General features: G+C 66.3%; 16 protein-coding genes. 9 read left to right on the forward strand and 7 right to left on the reverse strand.

The annotated features are described in order from the left end of the window. Positions 1-484 precede the first annotated feature (484 nt). From AC07DO_RS39635 to AC07DO_RS39665, 7 genes are all read right to left on the reverse strand, one after another. A complete protein-coding gene (locus tag AC07DO_RS39635) occupies positions 485-1,426 on the reverse strand; it encodes a hypothetical protein (RefSeq protein ID WP_479067353.1) in 942 nt (313 codons plus the stop codon). Between the two features lie 618 nt (positions 1,427-2,044). Next, entirely contained in the window at positions 2,045-2,617 is a 573-nt protein-coding gene (locus tag AC07DO_RS39640) for a transcriptional regulator (protein WP_479067355.1), read from the reverse strand. 206 nt (positions 2,618-2,823) lie between these two features. Continuing rightward, positions 2,824-4,212, reverse strand: a complete 1,389-nt coding sequence (locus AC07DO_RS39645; RefSeq protein ID WP_479067357.1) for a replicative DNA helicase — start codon at positions 4,210-4,212, stop codon at positions 2,824-2,826. An 83-nt stretch (positions 4,213-4,295) separates the two neighbouring features. Further along, positions 4,296-5,369: a hypothetical protein gene (locus tag AC07DO_RS39650; RefSeq protein WP_479067359.1), complete on the reverse strand. Its 1,074-nt coding sequence runs from the start codon at positions 5,367-5,369 to the stop codon at positions 4,296-4,298. A 377-nt stretch (positions 5,370-5,746) separates the two neighbouring features. Next, positions 5,747-6,022, reverse strand: a complete 276-nt coding sequence (locus AC07DO_RS39655; RefSeq protein ID WP_479067361.1) for a hypothetical protein — start codon at positions 6,020-6,022, stop codon at positions 5,747-5,749. Positions 6,023-6,101: 79 nt separating this feature from the next. Continuing rightward, on the reverse strand, positions 6,102-7,340 hold the full coding sequence (locus AC07DO_RS39660; protein ID WP_479067407.1) for an XRE family transcriptional regulator: 1,239 nt from the start codon (positions 7,338-7,340) through the stop codon (positions 6,102-6,104). Between the two features lie 184 nt (positions 7,341-7,524). Beyond that, positions 7,525-7,776 (reverse strand): hypothetical protein, encoded by a 252-nt coding sequence (locus AC07DO_RS39665; RefSeq protein ID WP_479067363.1) that lies wholly within the window; start codon positions 7,774-7,776, stop codon positions 7,525-7,527. Between the two features lie 500 nt (positions 7,777-8,276). Here AC07DO_RS39665 and AC07DO_RS39670 point away from each other — a divergent pair, with 500 nt between their 5' ends. From AC07DO_RS39670 to AC07DO_RS39710, 9 genes are all read left to right on the forward strand, one after another. After that, on the forward strand, positions 8,277-8,708 hold the full coding sequence (locus AC07DO_RS39670) for a hypothetical protein (RefSeq protein ID WP_479067365.1): 432 nt from the start codon (positions 8,277-8,279) through the stop codon (positions 8,706-8,708). A gap of 124 nt (positions 8,709-8,832) precedes the next feature. Continuing rightward, a complete protein-coding gene (locus AC07DO_RS39675) occupies positions 8,833-9,018 on the forward strand; it encodes a hypothetical protein (RefSeq protein WP_479067367.1) in 186 nt (61 codons plus the stop codon). Continuing rightward, positions 9,015-9,401 (forward strand): RRQRL motif-containing zinc-binding protein, encoded by a 387-nt coding sequence (locus AC07DO_RS39680; RefSeq protein WP_479067369.1) that lies wholly within the window; start codon positions 9,015-9,017, stop codon positions 9,399-9,401. The genes AC07DO_RS39675 and AC07DO_RS39680 overlap by 4 nt, the downstream gene beginning before the upstream one ends. A 15-nt stretch (positions 9,402-9,416) precedes the next feature. Beyond that, entirely contained in the window at positions 9,417-10,571 is a 1,155-nt protein-coding gene (locus AC07DO_RS39685) for a hypothetical protein (protein WP_479067371.1), read from the forward strand. A 40-nt stretch (positions 10,572-10,611) separates the two neighbouring features. Further along, positions 10,612-11,109 carry a hypothetical protein gene (locus AC07DO_RS39690; protein WP_479067373.1) on the forward strand — a complete coding sequence of 166 codons (498 nt, stop codon included), beginning with the start codon at positions 10,612-10,614 and terminating at the stop codon, positions 11,107-11,109. Positions 11,110-11,361: 252 nt separating this feature from the next. Beyond that, entirely contained in the window at positions 11,362-12,984 is a 1,623-nt protein-coding gene (locus tag AC07DO_RS39695) for an FtsK/SpoIIIE domain-containing protein (protein WP_479067375.1), read from the forward strand. 159 nt (positions 12,985-13,143) lie between these two features. Beyond that, entirely contained in the window at positions 13,144-14,148 is a 1,005-nt protein-coding gene (locus AC07DO_RS39700; protein WP_479067377.1) for an NlpC/P60 family protein, read from the forward strand. A gap of 2 nt (positions 14,149-14,150) precedes the next feature. Next, positions 14,151-14,432, forward strand: a complete 282-nt coding sequence (locus AC07DO_RS39705) for a hypothetical protein (protein WP_479067379.1) — start codon at positions 14,151-14,153, stop codon at positions 14,430-14,432. Positions 14,433-14,434: 2 nt separating this feature from the next. After that, positions 14,435-15,679, forward strand: a complete 1,245-nt coding sequence (locus AC07DO_RS39710) for a TrbL/VirB6 family protein (protein WP_479067381.1) — start codon at positions 14,435-14,437, stop codon at positions 15,677-15,679. Positions 15,680-15,793 lie beyond the last annotated feature (114 nt).

Below are 15,793 nucleotides of genomic sequence, written 5' to 3' on the forward strand. Positions count from 1 at the left end.
CCACTCCGTGGCCCGGGAGGCAACTCCGTTGCCTCTGGCCTGGATCGCTCCGCGATCCAGGCACGGCCCCCGCTCCGCGCGGGCCTAAAACGGCTGGCTAGAGGGGAGCTGGCGACCGACTGTGAGGTGACGGGCCGTCATGAGTCACTGTGACAAAAACCGCGATCAAAGGTGACTCGAAACGGATCCTCACTGTCAACCTGCGATCGCAAGGCTACCAGTTCCGGCCAACTTCGGACAAGGTGCTAGATGTGCGTGCGTCAAAGTTTGTGGACAGGTAGCTTCTGGAGTGAGATGGCACCCCCGGAGCGGGGGCGTCGCTTCGAATCTGCATCTCGTTGTCCAGCGAATCTGAACGAGGGTGTCCCTGGCAATCTGGACGGAAGTGTCCCCACCCCAGTTCAACCCCGGGGACACACCATAAAGAACCGGGGACAACGAGATGCAGATTCGCAAATGGCCAGGGGCGGGGTGCGGGTTTCCGCTAGGCTTCCGTGCGGGTTTGCCCGGGAATCACAATGGTGTCTCCCTGGTAATTGGCGGGGGTGACACCGGGCAGATTTCGCGCCCTGATCTCATCACAGGCGTCACAGAAACATCCTGCGGGATGCCTTCCGTTGGGCCCCAACTGCTTTCCGGGAACGTAGTAGTCGTCCAGGGCGACGCGCAGAACGCGCGCCCGCCGGGTGGCGGCGGAGCAGGGTTCGAGAATGGCCCGCGCGTACAGAACAGCCGTCACCATATCCCCTTCGGCGCTGAATGCGTTGCCGATGCTGCCGAGTACGTCGAGCGCATGAGAGACGGTCATGGGGTGCTGGAATTCGCAGCGACAGGTACTGGTGCGCTCAGCCGCAATGCCGATGAGTTCGCGTGCGTGGTCGGCGGCGGGGATGCACTTGGGGTGGCGGTTGAGGGGGCGCGGGATTCCGTCGCCATTTCGGCCACGGAGCTTGCTCCAAAATCGGTGCCCCTCCCACTTTCGGCAGAGACGGCAGTTCATCAGCCACGGCTGATCCGCGCCCGGGTATCCCTCCAGCGGGACCCAGCCGAGCTGTGCGAGGCGCGCCATTGCTTCGGCGGCCCTCACGAGATTGGAGAGGGTAGGAGTCAGGTCCGGGATGAGGTGCGCGTAGGTGCGCGTGCCGGGCAGGCCTTCGGCGGCGTGCCTCATCTGCTCGTGGGGCGCGGCGGGCCTGATCAGGGGCGTGACCTGGGGGGCGGGGCCCTCGTCGGTCATGGTGACCAGGTGATCGGCGGCTTCGTAACGGTCGCTGAATCGCTTGTCGGTGGTGTGTCCGCCTGCCGCGATCGGGAACCAGCTTCCGTGACGCCGATAAATGATTCCGGCGTGAGTCCCGTCGACCGCTACCGGGTAGAACCCGGTGCTGTTGCGCATGCCGATTTCGTAGCGCTGCTCATTCTCCACTTTTGGAGCCTCTTTCGATTCGACTTCAGAGTTTCGGCTTCGTTGGTTCATGCCACTGTCCCAACGCGAAAAACTATACCCGGCGAAGGTGTCGAAATCAAAGATCGTGGGCTGAAAAATGGGGAGGCGTAGGGCCTTTTTTCGGTTTCTTTTTTGGGGGCCGATTTCTGGCGTAGGGCCGGTGCTGCCTCGCCGGGCCACGGAGTGGACCGGATTCCTGGGCCACGGAGTGGACCAGACCCGCCAGGGGCCGAACGGAGTTCGGCGCACCCAACGCCGCGTAGCGGCGTCGCGTCGCGTCTGCGGAGCAGAGCGCGCGCACAAAGGGGGTTGCTGCGCCCTGTCGCGCGCTGCGGCTACCGCGGGGCCCCGGTGCTGCTCCCTGCCCTGATCAGCCTGTTGGGGGCCCGCTCGTGGGTGGCGGCGCTATGCTGGCGGGGATCCCTCTTCGGGGGTTTCGGCTGGCCGGTGCCCCTTGCCACCCGCTTCGGCGGACTGGGGCGCCGGCCACTTTGCTGCGCCGTGTCCGTCTCGTGGACTGCGGCATGCACGTGGCCCCCGCCCGGGTGCGGGCGGGGGCCACGTCTTTGTTTCTTTTCCGTTCTGCCTTTTTAGGCTTTAGGCGGCGAATCCAATATTGGTGACGTATTCGTACTGTCCCCATTGGCTGCCTAGATCGACGATCTCATCAATCCATGCGTCATCGAGTTCGGAATCGCTGCCTGCTGCCCATGCCTTTACAATTCGGTCCCACCGTCGGACATTCAGCGTCCGGTGTTCCACGATGCGATGCCGGGGCCGGTCAACGGCCGATTGATTTACGGGGTGGATTTCCACGCGAGTGCCGCGTCCGGATTTATTGAGCCGGGCAGCCAGGTGCCGGGCCACGTTCGCGCGGCGCACGGTGCGGTAGGCCGTTTCGATCTGCTGAAGACTTTTGCGGCTGGGCTTTTGCGTGCCGTCCCGCCACGCCTTGATCGTGCGGGGTGTGGCGGTGAGGCCGGCTGCGCGGGCGGCGGCCAGGGCGTGGGGTGTGCGGGTCAGGTAGTTCAGGCGGGCGGCGAGGCCGCGGCGAGCGGTGATCGGTGTGACGATGCCGCCCGCGAGGGCGTCGAGCTGGCGGGCAACGGCTGTGTAGCCCTTGATGCCATGGGCGCCGTACTTCCCGAACTCAATGTGCCGTTCCGGCATGATGGGTTGTCCTTCCTTGGCTCAGTGCCCGTCGACGGGGCGGGCGTGCTCACAAAGTGCCCTTGACTGGAGCGGCGAACTGCTTCCTAGATCGCTTGTACGGCTGTATGCGGGCCGATCTCTGTGGATCATGACCCTTTTCCCCGCCGAGGGCCGAACGGGCGCGAGAGGGGCGCTCAGGGCTCTTGTGTGGGTCGCGGAGGTCATCAGGTGCGGGCCATGTCGACGAAACGGCTGTAGTGCATTTGCGCACCGGCTGTGATCGTTGCCAGGGGACCGAACCTGTTCTTCTCGACCACGAGGTCGACCTCCCCGGCGCGCCGCGACTCGGGTTCGTCCATGTCCGGTCGCTCGACCTTGATCACGACTGAGGCGTCGTTCTTGATCGCCCGGGATTCGCGCATGAGGCCTTCGTCGTTGAGTTGCGACAGGGCGATGACGTGGCAGTCCAGCGCGACGGACAGGTTCTTCAGGCCGCGCGAGACGGTGGCGACGGCCTGTTCGCGTGTGACGTTGCGGGTCTGCTCGATCTCGACCAACTGGAGGTAGTCCACGACCAGGAGCGCGAGCCCGCCGTTACGGACGCTGGCGCGGGCTGCGGATTCGATGTCGCGCAGTGCGGCGCCCTCGGGTCGGTGCACGCGCAGCGGGAGTTTGCGGAACAGCTCGCGTCCCAGCCGCTCCACCGTCTGCCAGCCCTCGGAGGTGAGGCCTCCCTGTCGGGTGAGGTGGTGCAGCGGGACGTCGCCTTCGGCGGCCACGATCTTGTTCATGAGTTCGTTGGCGCTCATCTCCAGGGAGGAGAACATCACCGGGGCTCCGGACTTGGCCACAGCGACGGCCGCGTTGAGCGCCAGGGTGCTCTTGCCCACGCCGGAGCGGGCCGCGATGATCGTGACGTTCCCGGGCCACATGCCGCTGGTGACCGCATCCAGATCGCTGATGCCGTACGGGAGACCGATCTCCCGCCCGTCCTGCACCTCCTGGAGCTCGGCGGCGTACGGCAGGTACAGATCGTTCACCAATGGCGGGGCGTCGGCCACGTCCGGCATGCCCGCGATGATCTGGGTCAGCTTCTGCTCGACGAGGCCGCGCACGTCGGCCTCGTCGCCTTCCTCGCTGTAGGCGTATTGCAAGATCTGCTGCGCCGCCTCGATGGCTGAGCGCCGGTAGGCCTTAGCCCGAACGATCTCCGCGTACTGGGGACCGTTCGCGGCCGTGGGCAGGGTCGCGATGCAGGTGTGCAGGTAGCTGGCGCCCCCGATCCGGGACAGTTCACCGCGCTGCGTGAGCTCGTCGACGACGGTGACGGGGTCAACAGGCTCGCCCTTGCGGTGGAGGGCGCAGATCGCGCGATGGATCGTCGCATGGGCGGGGCGGTAGTACTCCTCCGCGACGATGCCGGTCTCCATCGTCTCCGCGAAGCACCGCTGCAATGCTCCGGTGCTGCTCATCAGGGCCGCCAGTACAGCCTGTTCGGCCTCCAGGCTCTGTGGCGGCGTGCGCAGGACATCGGAGGACGGCGGTCCGGACGGGTCGGAGTCACTGAGGCCGGCGGGCGGGTGCTGGGTGGGAACGGTCGGGGTGTTGGACACTGGGGGTCTCCTGATTCGAGTGCAACGAGCTGGATCGAGCAGGGGATACGGGCCGGACCGTTCCAGCGGTCCGGCCCGACGTCTCAGGCCGTCATGCAGGGGACGCAGCGCCTCCCTGCCGGGTACTTGGGATGCTTAGGGCACATCTGGCGCTCTGCCGCGCCCGTCGCCGATTCCTGGGCCGCCGCGACGACCGTGTAGCGCGGCAGGTTCGGGATTCGGTCGCTTTGAAGCAGGCGATAGGGGTTCGTGACCTTGATGGGGTTCTTCGTCAGCTGCTGCGTCAACATCTTTCGGTCGACGGCGTGGATGTCTGGCCAGCCCTGCATCGCCATCACATCGAGCAGCTTCGGCGCCAACTTGGACGCGTTCAGCCTGCCCTGTGTCCACGGATCGGGAAGCAGCTGCAACACATCGGACGCGGCCGCAAAGTCTTCCTCGGCGTAGCCAGCGCCTCCCCCCTCCCCCCGTGGTGACGGCAACGACGTGTGACCGCTGGTGTCCGTGTGGGGGGAGGGGGAGGAGGTAGTTACCTCCTCCGGGGGGTGTGGGGGGGATGGCTTTCCGCTTCGCCTGTCAGGCGAAGCGGTCTGACCTGCGGAAATGCCGCGTTTCCCGCTTCGCCTGTCAGCGCGTGCCTTGTCAGCGCGTGCCTTGTCAGGCGAAGCGGTCTGACCTGCGGAAATACGGTTACTCGTGGGTAGCTTTGTATCCGCTTCTCCTGACAAGGGAAGCGGGGCATTCTGTGCCGAGTCGGGCGCTGCTGGAGGGGTCCAGTTCGGGTTGAGGGAGGGGAATTCGTAGAAGGTGTACGAGACCGTCCCGAAGTTGCCGCCGTTGTCCTGGCTCCTGTGCAGGAAGCCCGCCGCGCGCAGCCGACCGACCGACTCGTAGACGGCCTTGCTGCCGATCAACCCCTTGCCATTCGAGCTGCGGATTCCCTCGCCGCGCAGCGTCTCCACCAGGTCGTCGACGCTGAAGGTCTTGCCGTCCTCGCACATGAAGTGGACGTGCGCCAGGACCACGAAGTCCAGGGCGTGGGACAGCCCCGAGCCGTACAGCATGTGCCGGTACAGCGGCACCGAGGGGCGGAGGGCGGGAGCGCGGCCAGCGATCCGGGCTGCTCCCGGATCCTGCTGCATGTCGGCTTCAGGCACCGCGCACCTCCGCCCCGGAGCGGGCGGTGGCGACGGGCCGCAGCAGGATTTGTGGCCAGTTGACCTGAATCTGCTGGGTGTGGTGTTGCACTTGTGGTGCTCCCTGACTGTGTCGAGAGAGCCGTGGCCTGCGGGTGTGACCTGGACGTGGCCCCGGATAGTGGCGTGGCGCGGGAATCCGCGCCTATCCTGGGTATAGGTGACCGCGCGGGCCCATGGCCCACGGGTGCACCCCGGAGAGGTCACCTCACCGGCACGACTCGGAGTGGCAAGCTGGCGAGTCGATTCGTTTGGAAGCGGTCCCGTTGTGGCGACGGGGCCGCTTCGCTTTTCTACATGTCACTCCTCGTGTAGGTCGGGCGGGTAGCGCGCTGTGCCTAGGCGGCGCGCCCTGCGTCCGTACTGGGGCGCTTCTTGTCACGAACAGGAAGGCCAGCTTCGGTCAGCCATCGGTACAGCACGGAGGGGCCGACTCTGGCTAGCTCGCGGATTCGTGACCGGCCGGCTCCCACCCTTGCCGCCTTGACCGCCAGAGGCTGGATCTCCTCGACGAGGATCTTCTCCGCCTGTTCGAGGAGCGCGGCGCGCCGTGCACCTGCTTCGGCGACCGCACGTAGCGCCGCCGCCTGTTGCTCTTCCCTGATCTCGGTCACGCGGAAGATCCTACCCAATCGCATCGCTTGTGTCGCGTAACCACAGTCGGTGTTTTTGGTGTTTCTCTCTTCCTCAGGATCACGAAGCGCCCTCGCCGCTCCTGAGGTTCTGTAGATGGGCAAGGAACTCGATCGCTTCGGGAGCTGTGGCGTAGTGACTCTTGAGGACTTGGCCAAGGTCGCTGGACACCATCGCCAGGCTAGGGAGGCTCTTTCGGTCCCCGACCAGGGCGCGCTCCCCATATGCCAGAGCGGAGTCGAGATCACCCCCACGGGCCGCGGCGACCGCGAGCGTGATGCGGGCCTCCGCGATCCTCATAGGTGCGCGTTCCGTGCCGTCCCAGTCGGTGCTTGCGCGGATGACCTCGCCTGCGAGCTGTTCCGCAAGTTGGTCCTCGCCGACGCGGCGGTAGCAGTCCATGCGGTAGAAGTCGTATTTCCCGGGATCCACGATGAAGTGATCTTGAATGTTGTCCGGATACGGCAGGGCTTCGAGTACCTGGCGGCCGCGGTCAAGCGCGACCTCTGTCTGCTGACGGTCTCCCAATCGCGCCCACGCCTTGGCTTCCTGGGCGTACAACTGCGCGGCTACCGACTCGTGTGGGGCGAGCGCGACGCCCTCGTGCGCGGCCTGGATGACGCCGCGGTAGTCACCGCGTGTCAGCGCGAACCAGCAGCGCATTTCGTGGGCCCAGCCAGCCACGCCTAGGTGGCCGGCTTCGTCTCCGAGGGAGAGTGCTGCGCGTCGGGTCGCCTCTGCCTGCCGGGGGTCGCCTGAGTCGAATTCGACGCAGCCGACGAGTAGTGCGAGCTTGCCAGCCAGCGCGTACAAGTCGCGCATCTGGGAGAGGCTGACCCGCTGACTCAGCATCGTGACGACTCGGCTCATCCACCGTCGTCCCTCGGCGAGCAGCTGATCAGCGGGCGTATAGGCGTACTCGCAGCACAAGGTGTCGACGGTGATCCGCAGGGCGTCCAGGGTTGCCTGGTCGACGTCCGACCGCCTCATGCGCGCCACGATCTCGACCGTGTCCATGCCGGTGGCGACCTCAAGTTGAGGGCGCGGCTCACGGCTGGACGGGGGGAAGATCGCGTGCGTCGTGGTCCCGAAGACGGCGGCAATGTGGGTCTGGTACTTCTCCGGGAACTTCGCGCCGCTCTCCCAGCGCTTCCACTGGCGCAGCATGCTCTGCTCGTCCGGCGCGTCAGGGTCGTACGGAAGTCGGGCCATCAGGCTGCGGACTGCCGTCGGCTGGGTCCAGTTGCGGACCAGTCGTTCCTCGCGCATCCGACGTGCCCAATCGGGGCGGTCGGTCATGGTGATCACCTCCGGAGACTGGGGCCGAGTGTGACAGTGCGCGCGCTCTCGAACAGGTGACCTTTGGGGGTGACCTTCAAAGGTCACCATGATCAGTCACTGTCTGTTCACCTCACGGGCCGTCAGTTTGGTTGCTCAACCAGCAGACGGAGCGGGGTGGTTCAGTGGTCGTCGCGTCGGAGCGTCAGCGGGTTCGTCGCGTGGGTCGGACTTCGAGGCCCTCTTCGTCGAGCCAGCCGTACAGCGTTTTGGAACTGACTCCTGCGAGCTCCCGGATGCGGCTGCGCTGCGCGCCGATGCGAGCCGCGGTGATGGCCGCCTCTCGTAGCGGGCCGTTCAGCTGCTCCGCTTCGGCGAGCAGCTGCGTGCGACGCGCGCCGATCTCGGCGACCTGGCGCAGTGCGGCGGCCTGCTGCTCCTCCGGAATCTCAACCATATGGCGACGATACCAGCCGGTGAACCCTAGGTCTCCAGATAGTTTCTAGGAAAGGTTCCTTGTTTCCTAGAAACGTTTGTGGCACTCTCAAAGCACACCGAGCCGGACCACCGGATCGGCCTGGACCGCCCGGACTCTGCCTGACCGCGCAAGCGGGAGGAGAAAGAGAGCGGTCATGACCTTGAGAACTGAATAGAGGGCGCACCGCACCCTGCACACGGGGAGAGCGGCCGTCAGTACGACAGGCAATGGCGACAAGCCGCAGGCCCTGCCGCACGGAGCAGCAAGCACTTTGCCGCTGACCCGCCCCTTATCGGGCGGACCAGCGGCCCGTCACGTGTGGTGAGACAGGGGCAAAGATCGCGGACCCCGGAGGAAGAACAGACCGGTTCGATTCCGGTCCGGGGTGCTGCGCCGCACAGACGGCGCACCCCCGGCACGGCGTTGCAGCGCCATGTGTGCCGGGGGCGACGGACCAACCAGTTCAGGGAGTGATCCGTATGTCCATTCTCCTCGATGCCCCCAGGGCGAGTGAACGGCCCCCGCTGCCGAGTCGGCCGATCCCTCACGAGCGGGACGGCCGACAGCCCGTCCCGTCCGAGGGACGCCCCCACCCGCAGGTGGAGATCAGCGAAGCGTTCCTGACGGAGGCTCTGACGCGAGTTGTTGAGCAGCAGATCGGGCCGCGCCGTCCTGGCGCCATCTACCAGACCACGGACGGGCTCTTCGAGGTCCTGGCCGTGGTCACCGACGCGGCCATGGCGCGCGGCATGCTCAAGCGGCGCTGCGCGCGCTTCGCGGTCGTGGTGCGCGACATCTGCCGTCCCGACGGTCAGCCGTTCGCGGTCGGGAGCGTTTGGACCACCAACGACTGGCTCAGGCGCGCCGGGACCAACGCGCCCGCTCACGAGCGGGAGCAGGTGACGCCGTGACTCTCCAGGAGCAGCAGGCACGAGCGGCGGCGGCCGCGGCGGCCGTTCAGCGTGCGGAAGAGCAGGCGCGAAGGACGGCGGCTGAGCTGAAGCAGCACGCGGAGGACATGGCTAAGGGGCGCCGATGAACGACGCGCCCGACGTTGAGATCGTCGGCACGGTTTACAAGATGATCCTGGAGACCGACAGCCGGGGCGCCGTGCTCGTCGCGTACACCCGCGACGAGTCGGGGCGGATCGGCCGGTCCTGGATCCGGATGGACCAGCGGACGGTCGACTACATGCTGCGGCGTCTCGCTCCGCAGCCGTGACCAGCCGCTTTTGGGATCCGGACGGGGAGCGCTACGGCATCCCTACCTACCCCAAGAAGTGGGCTCCTGACGGTCTGGCGACGCGCCGTCAGCTACGCCGGGACGGTCTGCGTCCCGGCGGGCAGGAGATCGCGGCTCAGATCCTGTGGCGCGGACCGCGCGACCCCCGCACCGGAGAACGTTCGGTGCGGGTCGCCTACCTCTACCGCCTCGACCTGGCCGCGCCGGTCCGGCCCATGACGCCGGGCCGCTGGCGCGCGCACCAGGCCATGATGCGCGCCCGCCGTACCTGCCCGCAGTGCCAGGTGACGCAGGACTTCGTGATCCCGACGTCCCTGGGCTGCTGTCCGGCATGCGCCGATGGCCATCAACTCGCAGCGTGAGAACGGAGAACAGACGTGAAGATGATGAAGAGCAAGACGAAGAGCGACGAGCCGGGACGGGTGCGTGCGCGGCTGGCGCAGTGGTCGCCGCGCGGCATGGTGCTGACGGCCCTGGGTGCCCTCACGCTGGGGGTGGCGGGGCTGTCGGTGGCGGTCAGTCAGCAGATCTTGACCCCCGTGTTCGGCCTGTGGGCCGCGCCCACCGTCGGGGCCCTGGACATCCTGTGGGTGGTGCTTCAGGCCACGGAGATCATCGCGGGCAACAACCGGGGCCGCGCCAAGCACGTGCGGTGGGCGGGGCTGGGCCTCACCGCGGCTATCGCGGCTATCCCCACGGCGGACCTGATCCTCTCCCACCACAGTGGCGGGACGAGTCTGGCGGTCGTGCTCGCGCCGGCCGCCATCGTGGCCACCAAGTTGACGTGGTGGCTGGTGCTGCCCGCCCTGGGACGGCGCGTGTCCCCCGAGACCCGACGGGCCATCGCGACTCGCCGCCAGGAGGTCGCCGACCGGATCGAGGTCATGGAGGCTGGCGCTGCCGACCGGATCGAGCTGCTGAACGTCGCCGCCACGATCAAGGAGCAGGTGAGCGCAGCAGAGACCGACTACCGCGTGAAGGTCCTGGCGGCGCAGAAAGAGATGAGCGAGCAGCTGCACGACCAGGCGCGACAGACGGTCGAGTCGGTGACGGCGAGCCCGCTCCCGCCGATGGCCGCCATCGACCTGCCGGACCTGGAGTCCTGGACGCTAGAGGGGCTGTCCCTCCCCGGCACGCCTGCCCGTCCCGCCGTCACACCCGGTGGCGCGGACCGTCACACCCCCGGCACGCAGGTCACCGCCCTGGAGGGGGCGGAAGACGACACGTCTCGCGGCACGGTCCTGACCCTGGCGGACATGGCGGCAGTCGGGGGCGTGCCGACTCCCGAGCCTGGCGTGCCGCTGACCGACGCTCAGATCGGCGTAGTACTGCGTCACCTGCGCTACCAGGAAGAGCCGCCCCTCTCCAAGCGCCAGGCAACCAAGCAGTTCCGAAACATGGGCTTCATGGGCAGCCAGGAGCGCCTGAAGCGCGTATGGCGCGCGGAAGTCTGCCCCAACGAGCCCGACGAGGACAGCACCGACGAGATCACCGATGACGCCGACGAGTCCGACGCCGTCGACGCCCGCTAATCCATCGCTCGAAGAACCCTCAAATCTTGCTGGAGGAATCGTGTTCCGCAGGACTCAGCACACCCCCGAACCCGTCGCGAGCGCACCGGCGGATCCCGTACGAGTGATCGCCATCGGCGTGGACGACGTCGACGCCCTGGAACGTGTGCTGCTCGCCGCCGACAAGCAGCGCAGGAGCTGGGCCGAATCGCGCGTGACCTACTGGGCCGACGACGGGCGCACGCCTCTGCACAGCGTTCAGGACGTCCTTGCGCTGCTCTACCAGCGCGTGGGAGTCGCCGCCGCGACCTCCCCCGATCCGCAGCGTGCGCGACTGCCGCTCTTTGAGCACGAGTTCGAGTGGCTGGACGACGCCATCACGACGCTACAGCGGTGCTACGGCAGGCCCGGCTTGATCTCGGACGCCCGCCTGCTGCACCGCAAGTTCCACACCCTGCTGGGGCATGCGCGCGCCATCACGCACATGGGCGGCGTGCCGGCCTTCACGCCCGACGCTGAGCAAGCCCCGCACCACCTGCCCGACGTGCGCACGTCCTGACCTCCGACACCACCGATGCAGCCCCGCGTTATGACCTGGCGGGGGGCTGTGTCGCGACTGCCGGATGTCCATCGCAGTCGACGCGCTGAGGCGAGCCCCGGCGAGCACGGCCCCCGGTCATGCAGACCCGTAGAGCAGACCCGTCAGCGCCGAAAACCAGTCGAAAAAAACCGGAATCGCTGGAACCGTTCGAACCCATTAGCGAGTCACGCTCTGTACACGTGATCTCACACACTCGTGAAAGGGAGGGAAGTGGCAAAGAAGAAGAAGCAGTCCGACGACATCGAAGCGCAACTGCTGGCCTCACTGGGTGGCCTGGTCGTCGTCTTCGGGGTGCTGTCCGCGCTTAAGGACAAGCTCGGCCTCTCGTGGCCGGCCCTCATGGCCCTACTCGTCGGCACGCTCGCACTGCTCGGGTACGCCGCATGGTGGACCAGGACCAGAGTCCGGCGCGCGTGGAACCGCGACGATGCAGCCACCACGACAACGACCGCGGTGGTCAAGGCGGCTGAGGCTGCGGAGCAGCCGCAGGAGCCTCAGCACGAGGCCCTGACGATCGCCCTGCGACGTGCCGGATCCATCGGGCAGGAGGAGTACATCCGGGCCGCGGACGTGCTCACAGACCAGCTCGACGTCGGCACGCGGTACCGACTCCTGTTGCCCGCGGGGCGCACGCACGCGGAGGTCTCCAAGCACCTGCCCCGGATTGCGTCCATGTTCGGCGTGACCCGGATCCACCTGAAGGTCAAGACGTCGCGCGCCAGCGAACGGCAGGTGGAAATGCTCGTCCTCAAGGAAGAGCCGTTCTCCACCCCGTTTGCGCCTCCGACCCGTCAGGAAATCCGCTCCTTCGCGGGCGTTCCTATCGGGCATGAAATCACCGGCGAGATCGGTGGAGTTCGCACGTTCAGCAGGGCGTCAATGCTCGTCGCGGGCATGAGCCAGATGGGAAAGACCACCCTGGTAAACGGGATGATCACCTGTCTTCTCGTTGCGTACGAGGCATTCGATCTCTATCTGCTGGACGGGAAGTTTTGCGGTCTGGCACCATTCGAAAAACTCGCCGTCCGGTATGAGGCGTCCGAGGATCCCGCCGTCCTGGAAAGCATGCTGGATGAACTGATCACCCGACTCAACGGGCGGTATCAGGAAATCCTGGCGGCAAAGAAGGAGCGTCGGGAGGCGCCGAAGTTCAAGCCGGTGTTCTTCATCATCGATGAAGCGGCGGACTTCTACACCGACAACGGAACCACAAAGTCCAAGGAACTCGTCGGCAGGGTGATTGAAAAATCACGCAAGGTCGCCGGGAAGTCCTTGGAATCGGAAATCTGCACCATCATGCTCACGCAGCGACCTGACAAGGAAGCCATCCCCACGAAGGTGCGCTCCCAGCTCCAGTACCGCGTCTGTATGTATGTCGGTGGTGAAGGTGACGCAAAGGTGGCCCTGGGTGACGACTACTTCAACACTGTCGCGCCGATCAATCCGGTCCATCTGAATCCCTCCGTCAAGGGTCAAGCCGTCGTCTATGCAGAAGGAGAGTCCCGCTTGCTACGGGGATTCAACTTCCCGGATGAATTCATGTGGCAGGTCATCGACGAAGTCCATGAGCGGCAGCAGCATGAGCTGCAAACGGCTTTGGAGACGGTACCGAACACGCCCATTCGGCAGGCAATCGACCTCATGGAAGAGCGTGGAATCACGTTCATCCCGACTACGGATCTCGCCCAGCATTTCGGCCTTGCCGGGAAAACTGCTTCTCAGCAAGGGAAAGAAGTGGCGGCGCTCCTCGGCGGGGTGAAACCCCGGCCCGACGGGTCCAAGCGCGGCTACGACCTCGCCGCGCTGACCGCAGCCGCGCAGGCCCACACCTGACTCGGCACCCGTCAGATCACCCGTCAAACCGTCCGTCAGAGCCCCGTCAGGCTGACATCACCACCCGTCAGCCTGACAGGTCGCTGACGTACCTCCGACAGGACCATCTGACGTACCTGATCAGCACAAACGCCCAAAACCCAGGGAGGGGGAAGTTTGGTGAAATCCGCCGCTGTAGCAGCGATCGGCGTGGGAGCGACCGCAGCCGTCATCGGGGCCGCGCTCGTCCAGGCGGCCGGCGACACACCCGCGGGCAAGGCCCTCGGCCTGTCCGTGTCCGTACCCAGCCAATACAAAGGCCTGATAGAGGATGGCGGGAAAGTCTGCCCCGAGGTCAGCCCCAATGTTCTGGCTGCACTCCTCACGCAGGAATCCGGGTTCAACCCGAAAGCGAAATCACCCGCCGGGGCCCTCGGTATCGCGCAATTCATGCCGGGGACTTGGGAGGGAAACGCAGTCGACGGAGACGGCGACGGGGACCGCGACATCTGGGACCCCAAAGACGCCATCCCGTCAGCAGCCCGGCATTTGTGCGACATCGCAAAGTCAGTAAAGGACGTACCCGGCAACAAGCAGAACAACATGCTCGCCGCCTACAACGCGGGAGCGGGAGCCGTCCAGAAATACGGCGGAGTACCGCCCTACCGCGAAACACAGGACTACGTCAAAAACATCAGCGCCATGGCCGACAAACCCGCACCCGGAACGCGCGAAATGTCGACCACCGACCAGGCCGTAATAGCAATCAACGCGGCCAATGACGTCGTCGGAACGCCCTACTCGTGGGGTGGCGGTAATGCTAGTGGCCCGAGCAAGGGAACATGCTGCTCCCCTAAAGGTCGATCCGGATCCAATGTCTCCGGCTTCGACTGTTCCGGGCTCACGCTCTACGCCTACGCAAAAGCGGGTGTATCCCTGCCCCGGACCGCAGCTCAGCAATACGCCGCATCCGAGCCCGTCGACCCGAAGAACGCTCGCGTCGGGGATCTGGTTTTCTACGGATCCAGCGCCGCGAGCCTCCACCACGTCGGAATCTACGTAGGCGGCGGATACATGATCGACGCCCCCCGCCCCGGAACCAAGGTTCGGTACTCCCCCATCAACTCCATGTCCGACCGATTCGGTTTCGCACGTCCCACATCTAGTTCGAAAAAGGAGATCTGACAATGGCCAAATTCATCACCCTCGCCAAGCCGCAGGATCTGTCCGTCGGTTTCAAGGACTTCTTCGAAACGATCGGGCTCACGGGCGGCGGCCTCGTCACGAAGGGAATCGTCGCGGTGCTCGCCGTTATCGCCGTACGCATGCTGCTCCAGGCCGCCGGCGACCCGAAGCTGGCGCTGCGCAAGGGCGGCATGGGCGTGGGCGTCCTCGTCGTCGCCCTGGCGCTCGCGCTGTACGGCAACGATCTGTTCGGCACCATCGGGACCAACGGCAAGGCTGGCTAACCATGTTGCTGGCTGACAAGGATCCGTGCGGGCTCCTGCGGGGGCCCGCACGCGATCACTGCGAAGGCAAGGTCGACACCAACGACCCTCCCACCACCACCCCCGACAGTGGCGGGGGTGGTGGCCTCACCGACGGCGCGAGCAGCCACGTCCAAGATCTTGCCGACAGCCTGATCAAGGCACTGAAAGGGCTGCTCGCGCCCAACAAGGCGTGGGCGCCGGAGTCGGCTGACAACGCGTTCTACTCCTCCTTCATGTGGCTCGGGCAGCACCTGGCGGTCGCGATCTTCACGTGCGTGATCGTGGTATGCGCGCTGACCGCGTGGCAGGGCACGCCCCGGCTGAAGCAGATGGGCGCCAGCACCGGATGGACGCTCGCTGCGGTAGCAGGTATGGCGAGTGTTCCGGGCGCGGTGATGCTGTTGAACAAGGCCGTGAGCAGCGCATTCACGGCCGCGTTCAACAGAAACGAGGGAACGCTGCTGACCGTCATTAAGGACGATCTCGGCGACGGTGCGGACGCGGGCAACCCGTTGGCGATTCTGTTCATCGTGGGCGCGCTCGTGGTCGCGTTGGCATTCGCAGCGCTGGTCTTCATGTGTCGCCAGCTCGGGATTCTGGTGTTCGTCTGCCTCGCGCCCCTGGTGCTGGCCTCGCTCGCACGCGGTGGTGACACCGCCGCCGTCAAGGCCTGGGCTATGCGTCTGCTGGGGCTGATGTTCGCGCCCTTCGCGCTGCTGCTCGTCGCGCCGTTCGTCCCGCTCGTCGAGGGCAGTCTGGTGATGGACGCAGTCCTGCTCGTCGCGGCCGACGCACTGATGCTGAGGATGATTTTCCACGGCGTCCCCTACTTCGGTCCGAAGATCAGCCGGGGCGTCAGGTCTCTGGTCGAGCAGCGCACCAGTAACCCGGTGGCCCGCGCGGTCGTCCGGGCCGGGGCGCCCGCGTTCGACGAGCAGGAGAACACTCCTCGGGGGCCCCGCGTGGCGCCCACGCCGGTCCGCGCCATGACCCAGGACCGCAGCGTGCTCTTCGGGGCCTACGGGATCAAGCAGAAGGCGCGCCCCGGGCGGCTGACGATCGACTCGGCCATCAGGCAGACCCGGCGGGACGCCGGCCGCAGTGCGCAGCTCAGTGCGGCGCGCCGACAGGCGCGGGGTGCGGCTCAGCCTGCCGCACCTGCTGGGGCGGGGAATCCTCCGCCTCCGCAGCCGCAGAATCCGCCGCCACGGCGACGGACCCCCTAATCGGTCGGAGTCCTGGGGGGGGGGGGGGGGGGGGGGGAGGGGGGGGGGGGAGGGGGGAGGGGGGGGGGGGGGGAGGAAAGGCAAAAGGCATCGGATTGGGGCACGTGTGAGCGA

It is taken from the genome of Streptomyces sp. NPDC045678, assembly GCF_056432085.1.